We start from the raw sequence: 20,004 nt of genomic DNA, 5'->3' as shown, positions 1-20,004 counted from the left end.
ATCTTCTTTTCCCCGTTTAAATTTTAGAAGTCCAACCGTATCCCCATGGCAATGGATCTCAGGGGCCTGGAAGTCCTGAAGTCGGGATCAAAGTCATCCTTTGAAGCTTTCCAGATAATCCCCAGATTATTGGCGTAGGCATAGATTTCCGCTGACTTGAATGGCATGGCCGAGAACTTAGCCTGGCTTATGCTGTAGGAAAAACGCACATCATTTAGCCGGATATGGTCTCCTTTTGCCACCAAAGCCCCTGAGTTACTGTAGAAGTTGTTCCTTCGCGTATCCGCCGTTTCCGGCAAGGAAGGAATCTGGGTCCAGGTCTCATCTCCCGGTTGCTGCCATCTCCTATCGAAATCACCATGCCCCATCGTTCCCCGCAGAAGCGTATAATAATTGATTGAGTTTCTCCTGTAATAATATCCAAAACGATAGGAAACGTTGATGGATAAGGAGAAGCCTTTGTATGAAAAATCATTTCTGATGGCACCAAATCCAGTAGGCCTCGCTGGACCGTGATACTGCAGATTATCGATGGTAGCTTCCCGTGTAATCGCCAAATAATCGCTGCTAGGCTCTCCGTCCACAAAGCCTCTGGGATCACCGGTAGCAGGATCCAAACCGGCCCACTCGTAGGAATATATTCCGTACAAGGGACGACCCACTTTTGGATACGGCATCCCTGTATTGGCAATGCTCAGCAGGTTATTGACGGTCGGCAACTTCTCAAAATCTGTTACTTTTTCTTTTAATCCACTGTAGATAAAGTTGGAAGTCCAGGAAAAATCCCTTCTGAACCATCTGAAAGACAAGGTAAGGTCTGCACCACGCACCTGGCTTTCTGCAAAATTCCCCGTATAACTTCTCAAACCGGTAGCAGCAGTAACTGAATACTCCCCTAATAGATCCTTAGAATCTTTGAAATAATATTCAAATGACGCCGCCAAAAATCCATTTTGGGTTTCTACATCCAATGCCAGATTCGTCGTCCTGATTTTCTCCCAACTCAGTTCCGGATTCGGCGGGTTGCCGATGGCAGCAATGGTTAACTGTGGCAAAACACCTCCTGGAACAAAGCTCACGTAAGAGGCGGTGACTTCAGAAGACAGTCGTTTATCCACATTTCCACTGAACCCATACGTTGCCCTGAGTTTTATAAAGGGCATTTTGGGATGCTGTGCAAATTTCTCCTCAGAAATAATCCATCCTGCTCCCATGGACCAAAGCGGAACTCCCCGCATATTGGCATCTACACCGAAAATATTGGCCTGATCCTTTCTGGCGCTCAGGGTAAGAAAATACCGATGCTTCAGATCATAGCCCAGATTGGCATAATAAGACACAAAGCGATCTACTTTGCCCCCATGGGAATCCCCGGAAGGAATGTTCCCCTGCACGCCGGGATTAAAGAAATAGGGATATCTATTCACCATATCCACGGGAACACTCAGTCCCATATCATCACGGTATCCATAGTATCGGCTGGACCAATCCAGTCCCTGAAGATCCCTCACCTCCAGTCCTGCAATCCCGTTTAGAAAATGCTTCCCCTGCCATTCTTTCGCATAAGTCAGTTGGGGGCGGAAGGTATGGGAATAGGTATCGGATTGCGACACATCCATGATATCCCCAATAGGAACAGGAAAGATATACTCATCCCCATCCACCTGGACTACCTTATTGATGCGGTCGCGGGTCACAAAGAGCTCCAAAGGATCCCTGTTTCTGGAATTCCTTACGTTTTTCCAATACTGATAGAAGATGCCCACCTTCAGGTCAGGGGTGATTGAATATTGGAGCGAAGGACTCACTCTCAAATCATAGGACTGGCTACCATGGTCAAGTTTACCGATTTCCTTTAGCGGCACATAGCTCCAATCCAATAACCCACTATCTTCTACTGAAGCAATGTACCTGGTGCTGTATGATCTGGCTATGGCAAGAGGGTTTCCATTTTCATCCACAAGCCGGTCATAGTCATAGGCATTCGGAAGCACTGTGCCTGTACGGGTGTTTTGATTGGCAAGGTTTACCGAGAGCCCGACTTCCAACCGATCTCCCGCTGTCTTCCAGCGATCACCCATGGCGAGCGTCCAGCGGTTACTGCTGTTACCCACCACATCCGGACGGATCTGGTCATAGCCCAGCGATACCTGATACGCATGCTTTGCACTTCCCCCGGTAACTGCAAGCGCATATTGCTGGTTGATCCCAGGCTGTAAGTAATAGTCTCTTATATCTCTTCTGACATCCGACTGCCTATACAAGGCCATAGATTCATCAGCTTGCTGTTGGGTAATTTGCCCATCCCTCAGCGCAATCAGCGTTTCCACCACCGGAGAAAGCTGGGGCTTGTTTGCATTATTTTCCTGGGTTCTGTAGAAGTTTGCGTGAAACAGCTGCTCCTCTATTCCTATAAAATCAGAAATGTTCATATTGGGCGCATAGTACAGATCCCGGTGCTCGGTAAGCGTCACATTGGAGTTGAGACTGACCTTCATGGGCTGATCGGTCTGCCCCCTTACCGTAGTGATTACGATCACCCCATTCCCGGCCCTTGCGCCCCAGATGGAGGCTGCAGCGGCGTCCTTCAGTACGGTGATGGAGGCTACATCATTGGGGTTGATGTTTTCCAACGGTCCGTCATAGGGGAAATTATCCACGATGATCAGCGGTGAGGTATCCGCGTTGATCGTGCTCCTGCCCCGGATCGTGATGGGCTCGTTGGTGGCATGAATGCCGCGGTTAAACACCAGCCCGGGCGTCACGTCTTCCAATCGGTCCAGTACCGAAGTACTTACCCTTCGCTGTACCAACTGGCTGTCCAGGTGGGCGAAGGATCCTGTCGAACGTTCCTTGGGAAGTTCCTGATAGCCGGTGGACACGATTTCCACGGTATTGAGTTCGGTCTCGGAGTGTTTTAATAGTAGCTCCAATACTTCAGCCCGGGGAAGGCTAATCTCCACCCGTATGGATTCCATACCGATGTAGGACACCGAGAGCTCGTAGTCCCCCTGAGGCGCATTCAGCGTGAACGCACCATTTTCATCAGTGATGGTACGGTAGTCTGTACCTACCAAATAAACCATAGCTCCGGGAAGTGAAAGCCTATCGGGACCAACTACGGTACCGGTGAGACTGGCATTTTCCTGCTGCATTGCATGTGCCTGTACGCTCAAAAGAACCCAGGCAAACAAAGTGATCAGTATATATTTCATGGTAGTAAGGTCTTGGTGGAGAGATGGGAAAGTGGGGATGCTGACTGAATGCTGTCGAGAATGACCTCAAGTTTTTCCGGCGCTATCCGGTCAAGGGATTGCATCCGGACATTGGATTCGGGTCCGATGATCATTTTCTGGGGAAAGGAATGGATGGAATACCTGGAGAGTACCGGGCCTCCTCTTTCAGCTTTCAGGTTTAGAAAGCGGTCTGAGGTATAGTCTCCGGTGGACAGGCTTTTCACCCAGGAATCCCTTCCCGAGTCCGCATTGATGGTGACCAGGAGGATGTCGGGATTATTCTCCAACAAGTCTTCCAAAGGCCGTAGTATTGCCCTGTAGTCATCTATGCAGAACTTGCAGCCGGATATCCAGTAATGGATCAAAATTGTCTTTCCTTCAAAGTCCGTCAAATCCACAGCAACACCCTGTGGGTCCACCAATCCGTCTGAAACAAACAGACCTGACTTGATCTCCCTGAGGCTTTCCAGCTTTTCCCTGATCCACGGAGTTTCGACCCGGCTGATCCCCCACCGAAAGAGCTGTGCCTGTTGTTCATTGAGCCTGTTGTGGTTGCTGAGCAGATAATACCCGATAAGCTCATCCCGGATGTGTGGTGAATAGGAAAGGAAATTATCCATCACGTTTTCCCCTGTGAGCTTAGCCCTTATCACTTCCAGTCGTGTCAGACCTTGGATCAGGCGGGGATGGGAAGTGCTGGTATCATGTAACTCAAGCCCAGATGCCCAAGCAAGAAAGTCGTCTCCCTTTTCACTCTCCTTGCTCAGTAGCTCAGCGATCATTTCCGCCCTTTTGTCCGCAGTAGTGAGGACCTCACCGGTTATTCTGGCTTCCAATACAGCGTATTCCTCAGCTGATAGTAATTGTCTTTGGGAGTTCAGCACCTTCCAAGCGGGATGCTCGAGTGCAGGGGTTTTCAGATAAGCTGCCAGGTGATCCCAGCCGTTTTCTTTGGGCACGAGCACCTTTATCCGTACATGAAGATCTTCCGGCTGGCTGTGTGCTTTGCGGTAAGCTGCACTGGAGGCGGAATCGGCAAAGAGCCCTTCGCTCCGGCTTGCGATCAGGATGGGATCTGAATTGAATTGCTCTTCGCTGAAAGCCTGGTCCAGCAGGTATTGGGTACGGTAGAAATCGGCGGATGGGCCTCCGAACAGGATATTGCCACGATTCAGGTCAACCCTAATCCTGACCCGGTCTCCGGCGGAGAAACTCCAATGTTTTGCCAATTCTTCCTTACCATTGGCTATCGATAAATAGCCGTGTTCCACATCCTGTGACAGCTCCCATAAGAAAACCTTGGTGACCGCACTTCCCTCGAAGAAAGTTCCTTTCTGCCCGATCAGTGGCAGAGTTATTCCGGGAGTAACCTCGGGATCGTCACTGAGCATGTGCTCCCAGTAGGTAAGCCAAAGCGTATCCGGTAGATTGGGGGAGGCTATTTCCAGGTAGAGCAATCCCTCCGATTGGGCAGAAGAGCCTTCGCTCTCCTGCCCTTGTCCGGAGTGATCAACCAAACTAACATCATCCGGGAGAGTATCGGAGCGAGTCTCCCCGCCCCGATGGGTGTCCCGCAATCCATGCGGGACGGTGGGGCGTGACCTATGAAGAAAATCCGCCCCGGGTGAATCAGCAACTTGTGCCAGTAGTGTGCTTGTGGGAAGACATAGCAGTCCCACTAAGCAGATGAGTATGTTTTTTTTCATGCTTTTAGATTTTTAAGCTGGAAGACCCGCCACGGCGGGCAGGCGGAAGACGGAAGAAAGTGGTCAGTAGGCAGTCGCAGTCTTCAGGTCATTTCGACGAGGTACGAGGAGAAATCTCAGTCGCAGTAGGCAGTCTCAGTGTTCAGAAGGGAAGTGCGAGAGCTCAAAGCTGAAAGCACTATCACGAACGCTTGATTCATGACTCTTGACTCTAGCTTCTTGCCTCTTGGCTCTAGCTTCTTGCCTCTAACCTCTACCCTCTTGCTACTTGATACTTCCTACAAGACATAGTTTTTCCACCTTGCTCCAACCGAGCAACCAGCAATAATGAATACTAAGAAATGTGTCAGCTCTACTGGCTATTCTGAGCTTGCTGACGTGCGTATGCAGTAACCGATCTGCTCAGGGATGTGCACCTCCCCTTTCACGGTCTTAAAAATGAATCCCTCAAATCGGATTCTTGGGCTTCAGGGGATACAGGCGATCTGAAGCGATAATGCCCTGTACCTCTGGAAGGATGTAATAGGTTCCGATAGCTATCGGGATAGGTAATGAACAATGTGACCCAATGTAAAAAAGCTCAGACAGATCCATCTTCCAGAATATTACTCCCGGGAAGCTACTCAATCCAGAAAAAATCAAGGTCTGCTCCATGATACTTGGGTTATAGCTATGTCCAAGTTGAGACCCTGCCAAAAAAGAGGCGTGGGACTCAACATATCGAAACTAGGTACCTAGGAAGACCTCGTACACGAATAAGTGAGCCCACGCCAATGGCGTGAGCAACCCTCACTTATTGTCTCGTGTACTTGAAATTTCCTAGGTTTCAGTTTCAGACAAACAAGTGCGAATGCTATTTGAAGATTCGCAAAATTAATCAAATGGTAGCTTTTGCCACCGAACTCATAATATTTAAGTCAATAATAATAAAAATATTTGAACTAACCTAATTATAAGTAGGTGGATATAGACTCAATTTAAACTTTCATTGATAAATGAAAGAAAATGAGAAAATAATACGTGTTGTGTCCGCCCTTGATTTGTATGTGACAAAGAAAATCCGCGAAAGAAGGGAACTTTTAAAAATTGGTCAAAGTGCCCTTTCAGTTGATATGGGATTCTCGGATAAATTAGTTGGAAATATAGAAAATCCATCTTTGCCTGCTAAATACAACATCAGGCAAATAAACCTTGCGGCCGAAGCCTTGAAGTGCAATGTAAAAGACTTTTTACCCCCTAAAGGTTTTTTTAAAGATGATTTAGTCCGTATCACAGTAGAAAAAATATGGGAAAAAGATAATGATGGCATTAACAAAAAAATTCCAGTAATTACCAAAACTGAACCTCTTACTGAAGAAGAGATTCTTGAATACAACCGAAAACGACAAAAGACCTAAATCCCCTCTTAGAATCTCCTCACCACTCACATGGAAATATCCGTGCGCTTGCTTGCAGAAGAGAGATAAATGCCTGTTCGAGTTGGGATTCGGTGAATTTCATATTATAAAAGGTCAAAGTCTTCTAATTCGTCGTCTATTTCTCGCTCGGCGTCATTTTCTTGCCAATCATTTGCAATCCTTTTCCAATCAACTTTACGTTCCACAACTTCACCCTTACTGTTTTTCCGAATCCATACATCCCAAAAATCAGGGTCATCTGATTGAGGACGTTGTTCAAATGGTAAATCTCGAACTTTCATTAAAATTGGTAATTCTGAAGCCCATCCAAGAAGTATTGCCTTTTGAGAAGGTAATGAAGGAAGCTCTCTAAGTAAACCTCGAAAAGTATCTGGCAATAATCTTCCAACTAATTCCTGGTCTCGATCATTACTGATACGATGTAAGATATAGGAATTACATTGAGACAAAACAGTTGGAGATAATTCAGAAGGTCGTTGAGAAGAAAGAACAAGACCAAGTCCAAATTTTCTTCCTTCACGAGCAATTTTTTCAAATGCCTTTGTACAAATCGCTGAGCTGTTTCCTTCAGTATTATCATTGTAACGGGTAATAAAAGAATGAGCCTCCTCCATTACAAGCACGGACGGAAGCACTTTATTATTTAACTTTCTATACCGTTGAAGTGCTTCAAAAACTATTCTTGATATTACTGAAGTGGTAATATGAACTATTTCGGACGGCACTAAGGAAAGATCGATTATTGTAACAGAAGTTTTTTCGCTTTTTCCTAAATATTTCTCTAACCATTTATCAAGTTCTTTTTCTGTTTTGTCTCCAATTATGGAATCCATCCGAGAATCACCAATGAGTGTTCTAATTCTGGCGATTAGGAATTCCAAGTACTGTTCATTACCTGTTTCTTGAGCCAGTGCTTCTAAATAGCTTAGAAAAACATCTCCACTAAAGGGAATCGGGAGATCTTCATTTTTAGGAAAAAGCTCGCTATCACCACCACCAAGGCCAACATAGGTTTCCCTTGTTTCTTCTATTAGAATTTCAATTTCCTCTACCGTATATTCAGAATAGTTAACCCAGCCATTGCTTTGTTCAGCTTTGTGACCTTCAATAAGTACTTCAATCCGCTCCATCAAAGATCCCAAAGGATCAGTCTCTAAGTTGAAAGATTCCAATGACCTTTTCCAGATGATCAGTCTTTCCGTGAAATTCTTGTTATGTGGAAATCCCTGAAATGGCTCTCCTTTATTCTCACTGGCCACAGTAGATTGAAGCATTATACCGACAAACTTCTTTGCTTTCAAATTTTGGTCAGATTGAAACTCAAGCTCTCCATTTCTCATAGACCTTAATGCGCGTTTCAAGAGTGGTAGTTGAGCACCAGACTTTGCTTGTGTAAATGCACGCCACTCTTCACTATTCCAAAGCCAGAGAGGTACTTCTAAACTATCCTCATCTTCCCCACCTACTTTTAGAACTTTTGCGTTAGCACCAAAAACTTTTGTATATTCACCGTTTGGGTCAAGAATAATAAATCTAGCATTTGCATTCTCTCCTTGCTCAGTTGCTTCTAAAGACCATTGCATCAAACCTGCAACAGTGCAGGATTTACCACTTCCTGTGTTTCCTAACACTGCAAGATGTCTTCCAAATAACCGATCAGGATCAATTTTAACCTGAGCGTTCGCAGTAAGTGGGCTGTTACCAATATACACTCTCCTGTTTGATCCAGATTCAACAATTGACATGAGTTGTAAATCTGTTGGAATCAGCACCGGTGAACCAATGCTTGGAAATGAATGAACTCCTCGCTGAAATCTAAATTTCTCACCCGAAGTCATCTTCAAAATACCCAAAGGAGCCACCTTCATTTTACGTATAGGGAATGGTAAATCAATTAAACCATAGTCTTGATAGCCTTTTCTCTTAGGAAATGGGGAACGTTCAATATTGATCCACTCAACTTGACAAACAATGTGACCACCCTCATTGGGAATCAATACATAACTATTTATTCGAGGAAACTCTCTCGGAACTCCAGCATTTGCAGCAATTCCGTCAGGTGCCTCAATATCAAGTTGAATCTTAATTTCATCTGGTGCAATGAATTCTACCACTCCAATTCGTAAGTCAGCATGATTTTCTACAGGTGTTCTACTCATGGTCTTCAGGTTTTTCCTCGGGTTTTGCTTCAGCAGGTTTAGAAGCCGCCCCTCTGGCTTTTAGTAAATCAGCCATTTTGTATGTGGTTCTGTCAATAGCCGGTTTTGGTAAGTAATGATCTACCAGAGTTTTTAGATTACCAAAGTGATTTCCTAAAAGCAATGTAATTTGTACAGGTCGTTTTGCCTTTTTGTAAAAGTTTTGAACTCGGTCTCCAGCATCATCATAAGCAATAATAACCAAATGTGTTGATGGAATCGTAAGCATATCCATTAAAACACGATTAATATGATCATCCCCAAAGCTGTAGCCATAAGTTACGATGGTTGAGTTTGGTCTTATTACCGAGCCAGCAAAATCACGAAACAGTTCAACATAAGGGTATTCTGATGTTTCTCGATCTTTTGAAGAGTTTGGGTAAATCATTAAACTACCACCGTCATTGTTATATAAGGTTATATCCTTTGCACCGTACGGTAAAGCAAATCTCTTAACGATACCTTCTCTTTCAGACCAATCCAATGACCCATGAAGTTTGGTGAAATTTACTACCCCTTCGAGGTATCTCGGTTCACCTCTAATACCAGGTGGGTTATAGTGTAAATCTATATTAAGTCTTGAGGAACGGAAAATCGGAGAAATACTACCAACAAACCGATCTACCAAGTGAAGTCCTGCCAATTCAGCTCCAAACTCCAATACTCTATCATAATTGATAGTAAAAAGATTAAGTCGCTCTCGGGTAGCAATTCTGCTGGCAAAGCTTAAAAGGAAGTTCATCAGATATTCTGCAGGTTCCTCATTCGAGGATGTTACAATGTTGTATTCCGCAGACAATACGTTATTAGCGAATTCTTTAATTCCAGTTTCTAGTTCTTTCTTGAGAGTATTGAAACTGGCAAAAAAATCTTCATTCTCTTCTTCTGATGCATTGCAAAGGTAAACATCAAGACCTTTTATTAGATCATTGATAGTACGGATTTGATCTTCAATATTAGGCTCGGCTCCTCTTCCTGCTTTCTCTGACGATTCTTTAGATTTTTTTGATATCTCTTCCTTGTAAACTGAGAGGTTAAGCTCTGACATACCTGCGCCAGCCGAACCTTTTGCCAAAAAGTGGACGGCTGAGGATATTCCTGCTCCTGTGAGCAAGGATAAATGTTCACTTTGACAAAGAGCGGTTAACCAAGGCTCAATTTGATCTCTAAATTTTATTTCATCTGGTTCTTCAATTTCAGTTGGAACTTTGTATTCTCTAAGTTTTACAATGTTTTTTCCAATCCAAGAAGTAGACTCTTCCATGTAAATTTTATTTTTGTTTGCTCTTATAAACTAACTCTTGTTCTACCATTAATCAACCACCGACCTGCGTAATCAAATCTCTCGTAGCTCTGGGCTAGGTTTGTAATTTAATCCAAATAAAACCATGTTTTCCACTAACTTAAGGGCATGGATCATACTTATTAAGATGCTATTTTTTTTAAGGAAGATCTTACCTTAATTACTTCGATATCAGCAAAATCATCCTTTGACTTTTGCTGAACATCTACATCTTTGGTTTTTAATATACTGGACAAATAATTAAGCTTTCGCTTTGTCTTTTCAAGAATGTCCGACCATTTTAGAACATGAATCTCAACATATCCAGCTTCGTTTTTCCAATACAAGTATGGATCTTCACTTTTGGAATTGGCTTGAAAGCCTTTAATTTCACTTAATGCTCTTCTATTAATATCAGAACTAACAAGAATTATTTTAAATTTTATAGAACTTGGGATTCCACTTGATTCCTCAATTTCTTGGGCATAACGTTTAACCTGATCTAGTTCTTTATTACTGATTTTAACCTTAGGAGCTTTTAATTCTACAATCAAAACTTCTCTCTTAGACTCATCAAGCACTCTTTCACTGTAAAGAAACAAGTCAGTTATTGAACGAATTTTTTTATTATCAACTCTCGATACATTATCCTCATCTTCCGATGCTTTATATTTCATGAATCTATCACGAAGTTCTTTCAGGTTATTTTCCAAACCCTTATCAGACAATAATCTAGTGGCTTCTAAATATTGCTCTCCGAAAATCCACAGCATCTTCTCCAAATACTTATGCAATTGTTTGCGTTCTTTAATACATGAACTTATTTCAGAATACACTATTTTCTCCAAAAACTCGAGCTCTTGCTGTTTGGCAGCAACTTTTTCGGAAAACTCTATTACATCACCCAGGTTAGTTTTCTTAAGAAGTGCACTAAATTTTGTAATCATCTTGCTATCAAGATGAAGAACCTCTTTAAGGATATCTTCTAATTCTCCATTCGAAATCGTCCTGTCAATTAGAGGATAAATAATTTCGCGCAGTTTTTCCTGATTGTTAAGAATATGATATTTATCCTCAACTAGGTAAGCTAGCTTATTAAAAAGCATTTCCTTTGATTTAGATGATGCTTCTTTTATTTTATAAGGATAATAGTCGTCATTCTGAAGTTTGTCCGTAAAGTTGTCGAATTCTTTATTCTTTTCCTTAAAAAATTCATTAAGAGAATCCTTTATAAATGATTTAAAATTAGAAAGCTCACTGTCTAATCCATCCAAATCAACATTCCTGTAATTATCAGAAGTAAGAACATTTGAATCTACATAAATATACCAGCCGCCTATTTTTGGGCTTAGCCAGGTTGCATCAAATTTAAAACTATTAGCTACGGTATCAATTCCTGCATTTTTAACTGTCAAAAACACTCTGATATCTTCCACTGATTTTACTCTCAAAAAATTAAAAAAAACTTTAATTGACTCCCCTTTTTCATTCAAGTATGTCTTAAGAATTTTTTCTGGAGAACCAATGATAAAATCCTCTTTTTCGAGCCTTTTACCATTCAAAATAAAAGTTACTTTCGAATTAAATACATGCAGGGGATATCTTTCAAAAATTGCTTCTCCTAACTTGGAAGGAAGGAATTGCTGTGTAAGCCTTTTATTTTTTTCAGAGTGCTCCCGATCATACAAATCATCTATAACTACTTTATACGATGTTTTATGATTATCCCCATTCAAAATTTCCTCATGAGTATCAAATTCGATCTCCCCAAGCCTACTAAATTTTGTGATACTATCAACAGATAAGGGTATTCTTGAGAAACTAAAATTTTTATCCACTTGGTCAAACCCAACCGTTTCAATCAAAAACCTTTTACCGATTTGGAAAGCACAGAACCTTCCAATTCCCTTGCCTCCTTTTTTGTTCCCAGTAGCAATATCTAACGTTTTAAATTCAAGCTCTTTACTATGAACTCCAATACCGTCATCCTTAATAGATATAGTTTTTGCAAAGTGTGGATAAACTTCTTCTTCTTTTGTGTAATCCAAATCAATCCAGATATTTTTTGCTTTTGCTTGAAGGGAATTGTTAATCAGCTCTGTAAAAGCGGAGAATGTGGTTATCTGGTTAGGAATAACCTCTTTCAATAATCTCGAATTGACGGTAAACTTCCTTTTCATAAATACAAGATAGAGCAGTGATTCATAATTATCAATTTAATTTCAATAGGTCTACATTTAAATAATAGTAAAGATCAGTATGCCGTGTAAGGTCACCAAATTTATAGCTTATCATTGTCATGATCTGTCAAAGAATATTTTAATACAATTATTCCACACCTATCCATCTGTCAATTATCACTTTAAGATCTTTTACCCCTCGGAGTAGACAAATCGTCATGATGACTGGGTGGAATTTGCAATTCGACCCTAATATTCTATCCAATTAGCAATTGGTCATTTATTTCATAGCGATTCAAAACCTGACTCAATCGCCATAAGAACCTCTCAGGTTACAAGCAGCTTCGCTTTCATTATTCGTGTTACATGCGCAACGAACGCGAAGCTGTTAGTTATTTTTATTCATTTAAACCACGGCAATCTATCTTTTTGGAATTTGCTAAAGCTCCCCAAATAAGTGTTTGCCCACTCGATTCCGATATTTATTTGTTCTTCCAATGTATCATTAGTGTATTCAAACTTTTTGATGTTTCGCAGTCTATGGTAAAGGTCTTCAAACATCCAAGTTGAACCTTCGCCTTGTCTTTGTAAGACGATTGAAGTCAACTCTGCAAATTTTGTGATGTGTGGAAATTCATACAGGTGTCCAGTCGGTTCGCTGTTTTCAATTATTACAAACCTTGATGAAAGTCCAAAACGTAAAACCTTTTGCATCACACTTTCGCCGATGATGTCTGGTTGCTCTTTTATTATGTATGTGTAGAAGCCTAAATTATCAAGGTGTGTTTGAATATGCTTTAGTAAGTCAAGTCCTTCGCCTGTGTCTTTACCAAGTATTAAAACGCTGTCTGAATTTTCAAGCATTGAGTTAGCACGTTCAAAAACGCTGTCAAACGCAAGATTTATGTTCTCTGATAAAGTCTTACTGCTAATGATTGAAGGTTCGGTCAGTGTCCATCTAATAAAAACATGCACTTCATCGTCCTCGTCAAGTTCTTCGTCAGAGAATGGGACGCCTTCAAGTCGAAGTCTTTTTATAGCTTTCATCATTGCAGTCGCAAAAACAGAAGCGTGATATTTATGAAACCAATATTTTGTATAAATGTGTTCCTCTATTCTAATAAGTAATTTGTCGCCAAGTCGAGTTATAGTACATTGAGGAAAATTGTCTTCAAATATGTTGTAAGAAACATTTTCGTCAATTGTCGTTAAGTCAAGAGTGCTTAACTCTGAAAAATTTATGTCTTCCATATCGTCAAAATCTTCTTCGACTGTTATGTCGTTGTGGTAGGTCATATAATGGCTGCTAATCAGATTAGGCAAGGGAATTGCATCCTCACCTTCCCACAGAACCGTGCGTGAGACTCTCACCTCGCACAGCCTGTCCCGCCACTGCGGGAGCTCTTCATGTTTATAAATCGCTTAGTACTAAAAGTACTTTAGGTTGAAGCAATCTCCAATGCTCAAACAAGATGAGTGAGAGGAATGAAAAAAAGCATCCCAAATGCTTCTTACAGCAGAGACTTCATTTTTCGAGGTACGAACGCAACGAAAACCTTGTTTTTAGTAGTATGGAATTTTTTATAGTGTGTCATTTAGTGTTGTTATAAAGTCCTTTGCAAAATAATCTGGTAGTCTTTCTATTATATCAAGTAAGGGTACAATCCCAAATGCCTTGCCATTTGAAAATAGTGTTCTAAATATATCCTCTAAATCGTGTCCTCTTCTGTCAATTAACCACTTAGGATAATTTAAACATTTCCCATTTTTCAGTTCAACTGTAACTCGGGTTAATTCATTTGCTGATAATACATTATCTGAAATGACGTTGTCTGAGGCCCGTCCAGTATTTAAACTATCAACGGTTGCAGTGAAATTTGTTTGAACTTTGTCAATAACATGATCAGCTACTTTTTGTAGGTCTGCATCGTCAAGGGCTTCTATCCTATTACAGTTCTTATTTGGGAATTCAATAGAATCAATTTTTGAAACCATTCCATTATGAATAAGATAACCAGCAATAATTAATGGGTCTAAAAAGTAGTTTTCAATGCTATATCGCTTTAAAACAGAAATACCGTCTGTCGGAGAATTGCTTTTATCTCTATCTATTATTCCTTTTGCTAAATTCATCTCACCCTCTACTCTCAATTTTCTAGTCCATTCTCTAACTACAGTGCAACCGCCTGATTTGTTAAGTTTTTTAGCGCTTACAGGAATAAACACTAATGAAATTTCGCTACTAATTTCTTTACTGAATAAGTTATATAATCTTGTATAAAAACTAACATCGTCCTTATCCTCGACTAACACATATCTCCTATTGTCGACGATTGAACTTAATGTAGGGACGCCACTCGTTAGATAATTGATTGAATTTGAACGTGTTTGTTTTTCAATTTTTGTCGGATCTTTACTCATTATGAAAATAGATTCTTCATCGCATAATCCTATTGTTGAGGGAGAATGTGTTGTCATAATAACCTTAGCTCCATACTGTTTGATTAAAAACTTGTTTACCACTTCAAGAAATTGTTTTGTAAGTGATGGGTGTAAATGAGCGTCAGGTTCGTCTAGGAGCAGTAATTTTTTATATGATTTTTTATTTTGTGCATAATAATGCAAGAATGCTAACGACATAATTGTTTTTTCGCCGCTAGATATATCCTTAAAATCAATAGTTTTATTTAGTAATTTATGCTTTAATTTTATTGAATACGCATATTTTGGCTCTGGCTTAATATAGGTATTTAAGTTCTTTACATCAAAGTCAATCGGAATATGCGTAGGATTGTCAATTTCGAAAGGTAAATTTGATATTTCAAAAACTTGATTTAAAAGTTCCCATGGCGGTGTTTGATAGTCAGCAACATCATTTCCAAACTTTATATCCATAGATTTTCTGAAATGATACATATAAAAGAGAGTTTCAATTCTGTCATTGCTTATGTTATCTGAATCAAGAAATAAATGCTCTGGAAAATGATACATAACTTCTTCAAACCCCATATTAACAAAAGCTTTTCCTGAGCGTATTTCAATGGCTTTTATTAATTCGTCTTCCCTTCCCTTCACATTTATATTGAGCCTTGAAAAGGCTTGCTGCATTTGTTGATCTTGACCTTTAAATTGAAGACTATTTCTAGCATTCTCTTGTAATATTTTTTTTAACGGATCAGCATAATCTCTTAATGTTGCGGCAAAAGCAACTAAATCATAGATCTGGAAACTATTCGAATTGGGAAATCTCCCACCATCTGAATTCCAAAAAGTAATGTCTTCAGGTTTATAAATAATATTGTCGTCTGTTTGAACGATGTCAGGCTTAGTCCTAATTAATTCCAACAATTGTGATTTCCCTGCACCATTAAGTCCAGTGATAATTGATAAGGAAGGTATATTATCCCAAGTAAATTGCCCTACTGATTTAAATGTATCTATTACTTCTATTTTCATATTGTGTCGGTCTTTTTGTATTGCCTATAACATCAGTTCGTAATATTAGCTGTGGTTGCTCTTATATAACAGGAAATCGTATAAGCAAATCAATTTTCTGAAATGAGTTCCTAAAGAGCTGTTTTCTAGCAAATCAATATTTTCTTCCAAATATGTACACAAATCGTCAGTATTTATCTTTTCTTCACTTAAGAGGGGGGTATACATTAGTATATGCAAAGGATTTGCATCTTCTTTAAGCTCATTAAATGAAGAATACAATTTATTAATCTCATCTCTCTTTCGAATATAGCTTGCAGCTGGTAAAAAGCTCTCACGAGTAACCTCATTAACCTTTTTAATAAAATTAGGTGAAAACTCTACAACATCAATATTTTCGTCTATGAGATCATTTTCATTTAGAAATCCTGCATTGCGTAAATGTTTAAAATAAGGTATATACTTCCCAAGTAGAAATGGAAGACACAATTGCGAAATTTGGACAGGATCCCAGTTTCTACTGACGATTGCATCTGAAAGAACGTCTTTTAATTCTATTCCTTTAATACCTACTGCAGCAAATTTATCCTTTAATCCAACCCCATATACAAATTCAGCGTCATGAAAATTTTCGAGATCTTCCAGATTGTCAGTAACATAAATCTTTGACTTTGATGTATTTGATTTTACAAAATCATACACCATACCTTTCATTTGGCGTAAGATTTTGATTGGCAGTTTTCGCTTGTTGTTTGCTAGGATGGTAAAAAGATCGATGAAGTCATGTAAAGTGACAAGTTTAATTGGTATTACTGTTTCAGAAATAAGCAATGTACTATCTATAATTGATGGTTCCACAGGTTCAGAGCTCCATTGACAGAAAATTAATCTATCTTTAAGTTTACCAATTTTCTCTTTGGTTAAGCATTTAATAATAGATTTTAAAATAGACTGAATATTTTTATCATCTAGGCTGTAACCGATAAAGACTATTGGATTTTCAATAAATATTGTCAACAGTTTAGCTGCTAAGTATTCGTTCCTTTCTTCATAGTTATGATAATCTTCATCTGTTATAACTAAAGAGTTTGGCTTTGAAGCGCATCCATGAATTTTGTAGATTTCTCCAATTGAGTACAGTTCGGAAAAAATTAGCTCTTCTTGGCCTACAAACTTGTTGAAGTCAGCAAACGTTCTCTCCAATAATTGATCCCAATTAGTTGTTATAACTCCATCAATGTTTGTTTTCTTCAGGAGTTTTAATTCTCGTTCAAGTAATTCGTCTTTAATCAAGTCTGTTTTTGAATCTATCTTTTTTGCAACTTCATATTTGAGGGGTGAAAACTTGGTGGTCGCCAATGCTTCAAATGCATCTCTGCTTTCTCCATAGTCTGAGCTGCTCCACCAGACATCATTAAATTCTTCTCCAATAATAGTTGCTATTTTAGGCAGTTTTGAATCCGCATTAGATTTATAATAATTGTAAGGTTTGTTCAATTTCAGATCTTCACATAACTCCATTAATAACAGTTCCCAAGTAGGTAAACCTAAATAGCGTCTAGAAAAACCAGAGCCAATAAAAAGAAAAGGTGACGTTGAAAACGCCGAAATGTGTTTCGTAAAATTTTCTATAAACATAAATTCTAACTAAAATTTGATTTCCGAGGTTCTATGCAATTACAGCTAACGGTTAGTAAATGGAAAATTGATTTTGAAGCACAAAACTTTCGGTTAAGCACAAAGTCTGACAGGCCAACACCCCACCTGGGCGTAGTCGGATTATCGTAGTAACTGGGTGGGATTTGTAATTCCACCTTGATATTCTTATCACTTTGCAATTGGTTTCTCTACCTCCTCCTATCCTTCCCGATACGCTTCGCATCGGGATGATCGACTCTGCTATCATTTTACTATCTGCTTCAGAATTAAGTGGGTTTCCGGATTTAAGCCCAGATGGGTGTTCTACCTCCTCCCTACCTCCTCCTTAAAGAGGAGGCGATTGTGAGATTGTATCTTTCAAGCTAGTGCTTCCACTGGCTTGGGAAATTCTCCGGATTTAAGCCCGGATAGGTGCTATAAAAGTTGGCGTAGTTCCCGGACCCTGTCGGTCTCGGTACTTGAGAGCCTCAGGCGATAAAGAACAATGGCAAGAAAAGGAAAAAAATGATACCAGCACATACCCTATACAGGGTATTTTTTGGGGAAATTGCGGGAAATGTGAAGAAATTGCGGTCTTTTCTGGTTGGTCAGCAGAATTACCTGCATCTTTCTGTGCCATTTTGCAGATAAAAACAGAAAGAGGAGCATTGGATCCTGTTCTGGATCTGCAATGTGGTCGATTGGTTTGGGTCTTTTTCCTATCTGGCAAATACTATCAGTTGATTTATCGGACTCAGAGGTTTAGGTATCTCAGCCGTGGGATTATAGTTAGCGATTGTCGAAAATGTCCGCTAAAACAGTAAAATGGCATAGACAGTTAATGTCTCTTATCCAAACCTTTTCTATCACTGCGGACTCCGGCACAAATTAGTTTAACATAATGGACTATTAACCGACTGCATAATAAGAGCCGTAATCCAGAGGTTCATCCCGATAGCTATCGGGAGTTCTGTGAGAGGTTTAGGGGTGAGACTCCCCTTTACCTACTCACTATACGTTTGTTTTTATATTCTGTCCAATATGTGTTTTGTCAATTCGTTTTCTGTGTCGCCTGTGTTCAAAGTTGTTGCAGGTTCAAAAAGCATAACCCATACTTCTTTGTCTGCTACGGGTTTGTGTTCTACACCTTTTGGCACTATCAAAAATTCATTTTCATTTACAATTACTGTTCTATCTCTATACTCCATTTTGAAATGCCCCTTTACGACAAAAAAGAGTTCGTCTTCGTGGTCGTGTTTGTGCCAAACAAACTCGCCTTTGAGTTTGGCAAGTTTTACGTGCTGTCCATTGAGTTCGCCTACTATTTTGGGCGACCAATGTTCAGTAAAAAGTTGAAATTTCTGTCCAAGGTTTACTTTTTCCATTTTGTTGTCTTTAAGTTTGCCAAAATTGAGTATTTACTTTCTTATCCGTTTGGTTGTATGTCAGTTACTGTTTGGTTTTCGAAAATAACGCTCAACGTGCCGCAGCTAAGAAGCGTGGGGTATTTCGGAGCGATTACCTGTCAACCGAAACGAAAAGTTGCTACGGAGAACAAACCTTGCGGAAAACACTGTTCACCCCATGCTTTCTTAGCTGATGTTATACGCTTTATTTATCACCGTCAAGTTTTTCACGTGCCTTTGCATGAGCAATTTCCAATGCCTGTTCAGCATTAACTATAATGTGTGGGGTTACACCAGTTCCTTCCCAGTTTCCATTTGTCACTGGACTTGTCGGTCTGCCTTGTGGTATCCTGACATAGAATTTGTCAGTTGCTATAACTGATCCAGTGAGATGTGCTCCACCAGCAGTAGATTCTCCTATGATAGTAGCACGATTAAGGCACTTTAGTAGGTAACTGAACGCCTCGGCTGCTGAAAAAGTCTTGTTGCTGGTCAGGATGTATAAATCCACATCAGGTCTACGAATCCCTGGCACGTAGGGTAATGTCCAGGATTGGGTTAGTTCGTTTTTTGGACGATTGTAGTGATCAGATAGGTGTACAGGTTCGGAAGAAAAGAAGTAGCTTGCAAGCAACTGCACCATCCAAGGTGAACCTCCATCATTTTCACGGAGATCAACAATAATTGCATTTGTATTGCTTAAAAAATGCATTGCAGTTGATAATGTTTCGCCACCATATTTTGGGTCTACAAATTCTCTTAGGTTAATATATCCAACATTGCCTTCCATAATTTTGATTTCCCTAAATCCATAATTGTCGCCTTTTAAGTGTTCCTGCAACTCTTTGACCCATTCGGCTTCTTCATTTGCCCTGTCTTCATCTGTTAATGACAGTTCACGTGCGATTACCGAAGGATTGAAAACAACAATCAAGTGTTTATCTTTACTAATTGACTGAAGATCACTGGTAAGTTGACGAGTAAGTTCAGTGGGATCAGTTAAGGAATTGTACTTGCCATCTTTCAATTTTTTTTTAAGTATTTGTAACATTTTGTCGGCAACTTCTGGAAATACATAATTGCTACGAAGTTTACTATTGATAGAATCAACCGTAATCGAGATTTCTTCTTTGCTCAATTTCAGTTCTTCCGTTTGTGCGACTAATTCCAGATTTTGGAAAGCCCATAGAAAAGAGAAAACAATTAAAAATGCAGGTTTGAGATTGATCATATTTGTTTGTTTTTATTGCATATAACGTTCCTCGGCTATGGTTTGCTGCGTTGGTTAAGCAATAAAGTTAATAAATAAACACCAACCATTCACGGATGCGTAGTTTTTCCGAAAGTAAAAATACGTAGCAGTGAACTATAGCCGGTGTTGCACTAAACCTGCGGTAGTTTCAAGAGCAGCCAGAAAGAGGTAACTTTTTAGATCATTTATTAACTCTTATCAATCATGAAAAAAAAAGGAAAACCTCATCCAGACTGCCTGTTCTAATGTAGCA

At 39.9% G+C, this 20,004-nt stretch carries 12 protein-coding genes; 1 reads left to right on the top strand and 11 read right to left on the bottom strand.

Features of this window, described 5'->3' with window-relative positions; translation table 11 throughout:
* Positions 1 to 23: 23 nt before the first annotated feature.
* The 3 genes from LZF95_RS00060 to LZF95_RS00050 all read right to left on the bottom strand — a co-directional run bounded on the left by LZF95_RS00060 (position 24) and on the right by LZF95_RS00050 (position 5,596).
* Positions 24 to 3,215, bottom strand: a complete 3,192-nt coding sequence (locus LZF95_RS00060; protein ID WP_233752870.1) for a SusC/RagA family TonB-linked outer membrane protein — start codon at positions 3,213 to 3,215, stop codon at positions 24 to 26.
* Positions 3,212 to 4,942, bottom strand: coding sequence for a hypothetical protein (locus LZF95_RS00055; RefSeq protein WP_233752869.1), 1,731 nt, complete (start codon positions 4,940 to 4,942; stop codon positions 3,212 to 3,214). The genes LZF95_RS00060 and LZF95_RS00055 overlap by 4 nt, the downstream gene beginning before the upstream one ends.
* 447 nt (positions 4,943 to 5,389) lie before the next feature.
* Positions 5,390 to 5,596 carry a hypothetical protein gene (locus LZF95_RS00050; protein ID WP_233752868.1) on the bottom strand — a complete coding sequence of 69 codons (207 nt, stop codon included), beginning with the start codon at positions 5,594 to 5,596 and terminating at the stop codon, positions 5,390 to 5,392.
* A 341-nt stretch (positions 5,597 to 5,937) separates the two neighbouring features.
* Here LZF95_RS00050 and LZF95_RS00045 point away from each other — a divergent pair, with 341 nt between their 5' ends.
* A complete protein-coding gene (locus tag LZF95_RS00045) occupies positions 5,938 to 6,339 on the top strand; it encodes a hypothetical protein (protein ID WP_233752866.1) in 402 nt (133 codons plus the stop codon).
* 104 nt (positions 6,340 to 6,443) lie between these two features.
* Here the strand turns inward: LZF95_RS00045 and LZF95_RS00040 are convergent, their stop codons facing one another.
* The 8 genes from LZF95_RS00040 to LZF95_RS00005 all read right to left on the bottom strand — a co-directional run bounded on the left by LZF95_RS00040 (position 6,444) and on the right by LZF95_RS00005 (position 19,730).
* The gene (locus LZF95_RS00040; RefSeq protein WP_233752865.1) at positions 6,444 to 8,519 is read right to left on the bottom strand and encodes an ATP-binding protein; all 2,076 of its coding nucleotides are present in this window, start codon (positions 8,517 to 8,519) and stop codon (positions 6,444 to 6,446) included.
* Complete coding sequence (locus LZF95_RS00035) at positions 8,512 to 9,822, bottom strand: SIR2 family protein (RefSeq protein ID WP_233752864.1); 1,311 nt, start codon at positions 9,820 to 9,822, stop codon at positions 8,512 to 8,514. The genes LZF95_RS00040 and LZF95_RS00035 overlap by 8 nt, the downstream gene beginning before the upstream one ends.
* A 161-nt stretch (positions 9,823 to 9,983) precedes the next feature.
* On the bottom strand, positions 9,984 to 11,987 hold the full coding sequence (locus tag LZF95_RS00030) for an ATP-binding protein (RefSeq protein WP_233752862.1): 2,004 nt from the start codon (positions 11,985 to 11,987) through the stop codon (positions 9,984 to 9,986).
* Positions 11,988 to 12,422: 435 nt separating this feature from the next.
* Positions 12,423 to 13,316, bottom strand: coding sequence for a hypothetical protein (locus LZF95_RS00025; RefSeq protein ID WP_233752858.1), 894 nt, complete (start codon positions 13,314 to 13,316; stop codon positions 12,423 to 12,425).
* A gap of 285 nt (positions 13,317 to 13,601) precedes the next feature.
* On the bottom strand, positions 13,602 to 15,476 hold the full coding sequence (locus LZF95_RS00020) for an ATP-dependent endonuclease (protein WP_233752857.1): 1,875 nt from the start codon (positions 15,474 to 15,476) through the stop codon (positions 13,602 to 13,604).
* A 45-nt stretch (positions 15,477 to 15,521) separates the two neighbouring features.
* A complete protein-coding gene (locus tag LZF95_RS00015) occupies positions 15,522 to 17,093 on the bottom strand; it encodes an SIR2 family protein (RefSeq protein ID WP_233752856.1) in 1,572 nt (523 codons plus the stop codon).
* 1,025 nt (positions 17,094 to 18,118) lie between these two features.
* Positions 18,119 to 18,478 carry a cupin domain-containing protein gene (locus tag LZF95_RS00010; protein WP_233752855.1) on the bottom strand — a complete coding sequence of 120 codons (360 nt, stop codon included), beginning with the start codon at positions 18,476 to 18,478 and terminating at the stop codon, positions 18,119 to 18,121.
* Positions 18,479 to 18,704: 226 nt separating this feature from the next.
* Positions 18,705 to 19,730, bottom strand: coding sequence for a S41 family peptidase (locus tag LZF95_RS00005; RefSeq protein ID WP_233752854.1), 1,026 nt, complete (start codon positions 19,728 to 19,730; stop codon positions 18,705 to 18,707).
* Positions 19,731 to 20,004 lie beyond the last annotated feature (274 nt).

The sequence above is a fragment of the Algoriphagus sp. AGSA1 genome, assembly GCF_021390545.1.
Lineage (GTDB): Bacteria > Bacteroidota > Bacteroidia > Cytophagales > Cyclobacteriaceae > Algoriphagus.
The sequence above is the reverse complement of the archived record's forward strand: the minus strand, read 5'-3'. Positions and strand labels throughout refer to the sequence as shown.

Excerpts from the sequence above, each read along its gene's own strand:
- LZF95_RS00005 (WP_233752854.1), bottom strand. The coding sequence starts at position 19,730 with ATGATCAATCTCAAACCTGCATTTTTAATTGTTTTCTCTTTTCTATGG.
- LZF95_RS00020 (WP_233752857.1), bottom strand. The coding sequence starts at position 15,476 with ATGAAAATAGAAGTAATAGATACATTTAAATCAGTAGGGCAATTTACT.
- LZF95_RS00015 (WP_233752856.1), bottom strand. The coding sequence starts at position 17,093 with ATGTTTATAGAAAATTTTACGAAACACATTTCGGCGTTTTCAACGTCA.
- LZF95_RS00035 (WP_233752864.1), bottom strand. The coding sequence starts at position 9,822 with ATGGAAGAGTCTACTTCTTGGATTGGAAAAAACATTGTAAAACTTAGA.
- LZF95_RS00060 (WP_233752870.1), bottom strand. The coding sequence starts at position 3,215 with ATGAAATATATACTGATCACTTTGTTTGCCTGGGTTCTTTTGAGCGTA.
- LZF95_RS00025 (WP_233752858.1), bottom strand. The coding sequence starts at position 13,316 with ATGACCTACCACAACGACATAACAGTCGAAGAAGATTTTGACGATATG.
- LZF95_RS00055 (WP_233752869.1), bottom strand. The coding sequence starts at position 4,942 with ATGAAAAAAAACATACTCATCTGCTTAGTGGGACTGCTATGTCTTCCC.
- LZF95_RS00045 (WP_233752866.1), top strand. The coding sequence starts at position 5,938 with ATGAAAGAAAATGAGAAAATAATACGTGTTGTGTCCGCCCTTGATTTG.
- LZF95_RS00040 (WP_233752865.1), bottom strand. The coding sequence starts at position 8,519 with ATGAGTAGAACACCTGTAGAAAATCATGCTGACTTACGAATTGGAGTG.
- LZF95_RS00010 (WP_233752855.1), bottom strand. The coding sequence starts at position 18,478 with ATGGAAAAAGTAAACCTTGGACAGAAATTTCAACTTTTTACTGAACAT.
- LZF95_RS00050 (WP_233752868.1), bottom strand. The coding sequence starts at position 5,596 with ATGGAGCAGACCTTGATTTTTTCTGGATTGAGTAGCTTCCCGGGAGTA.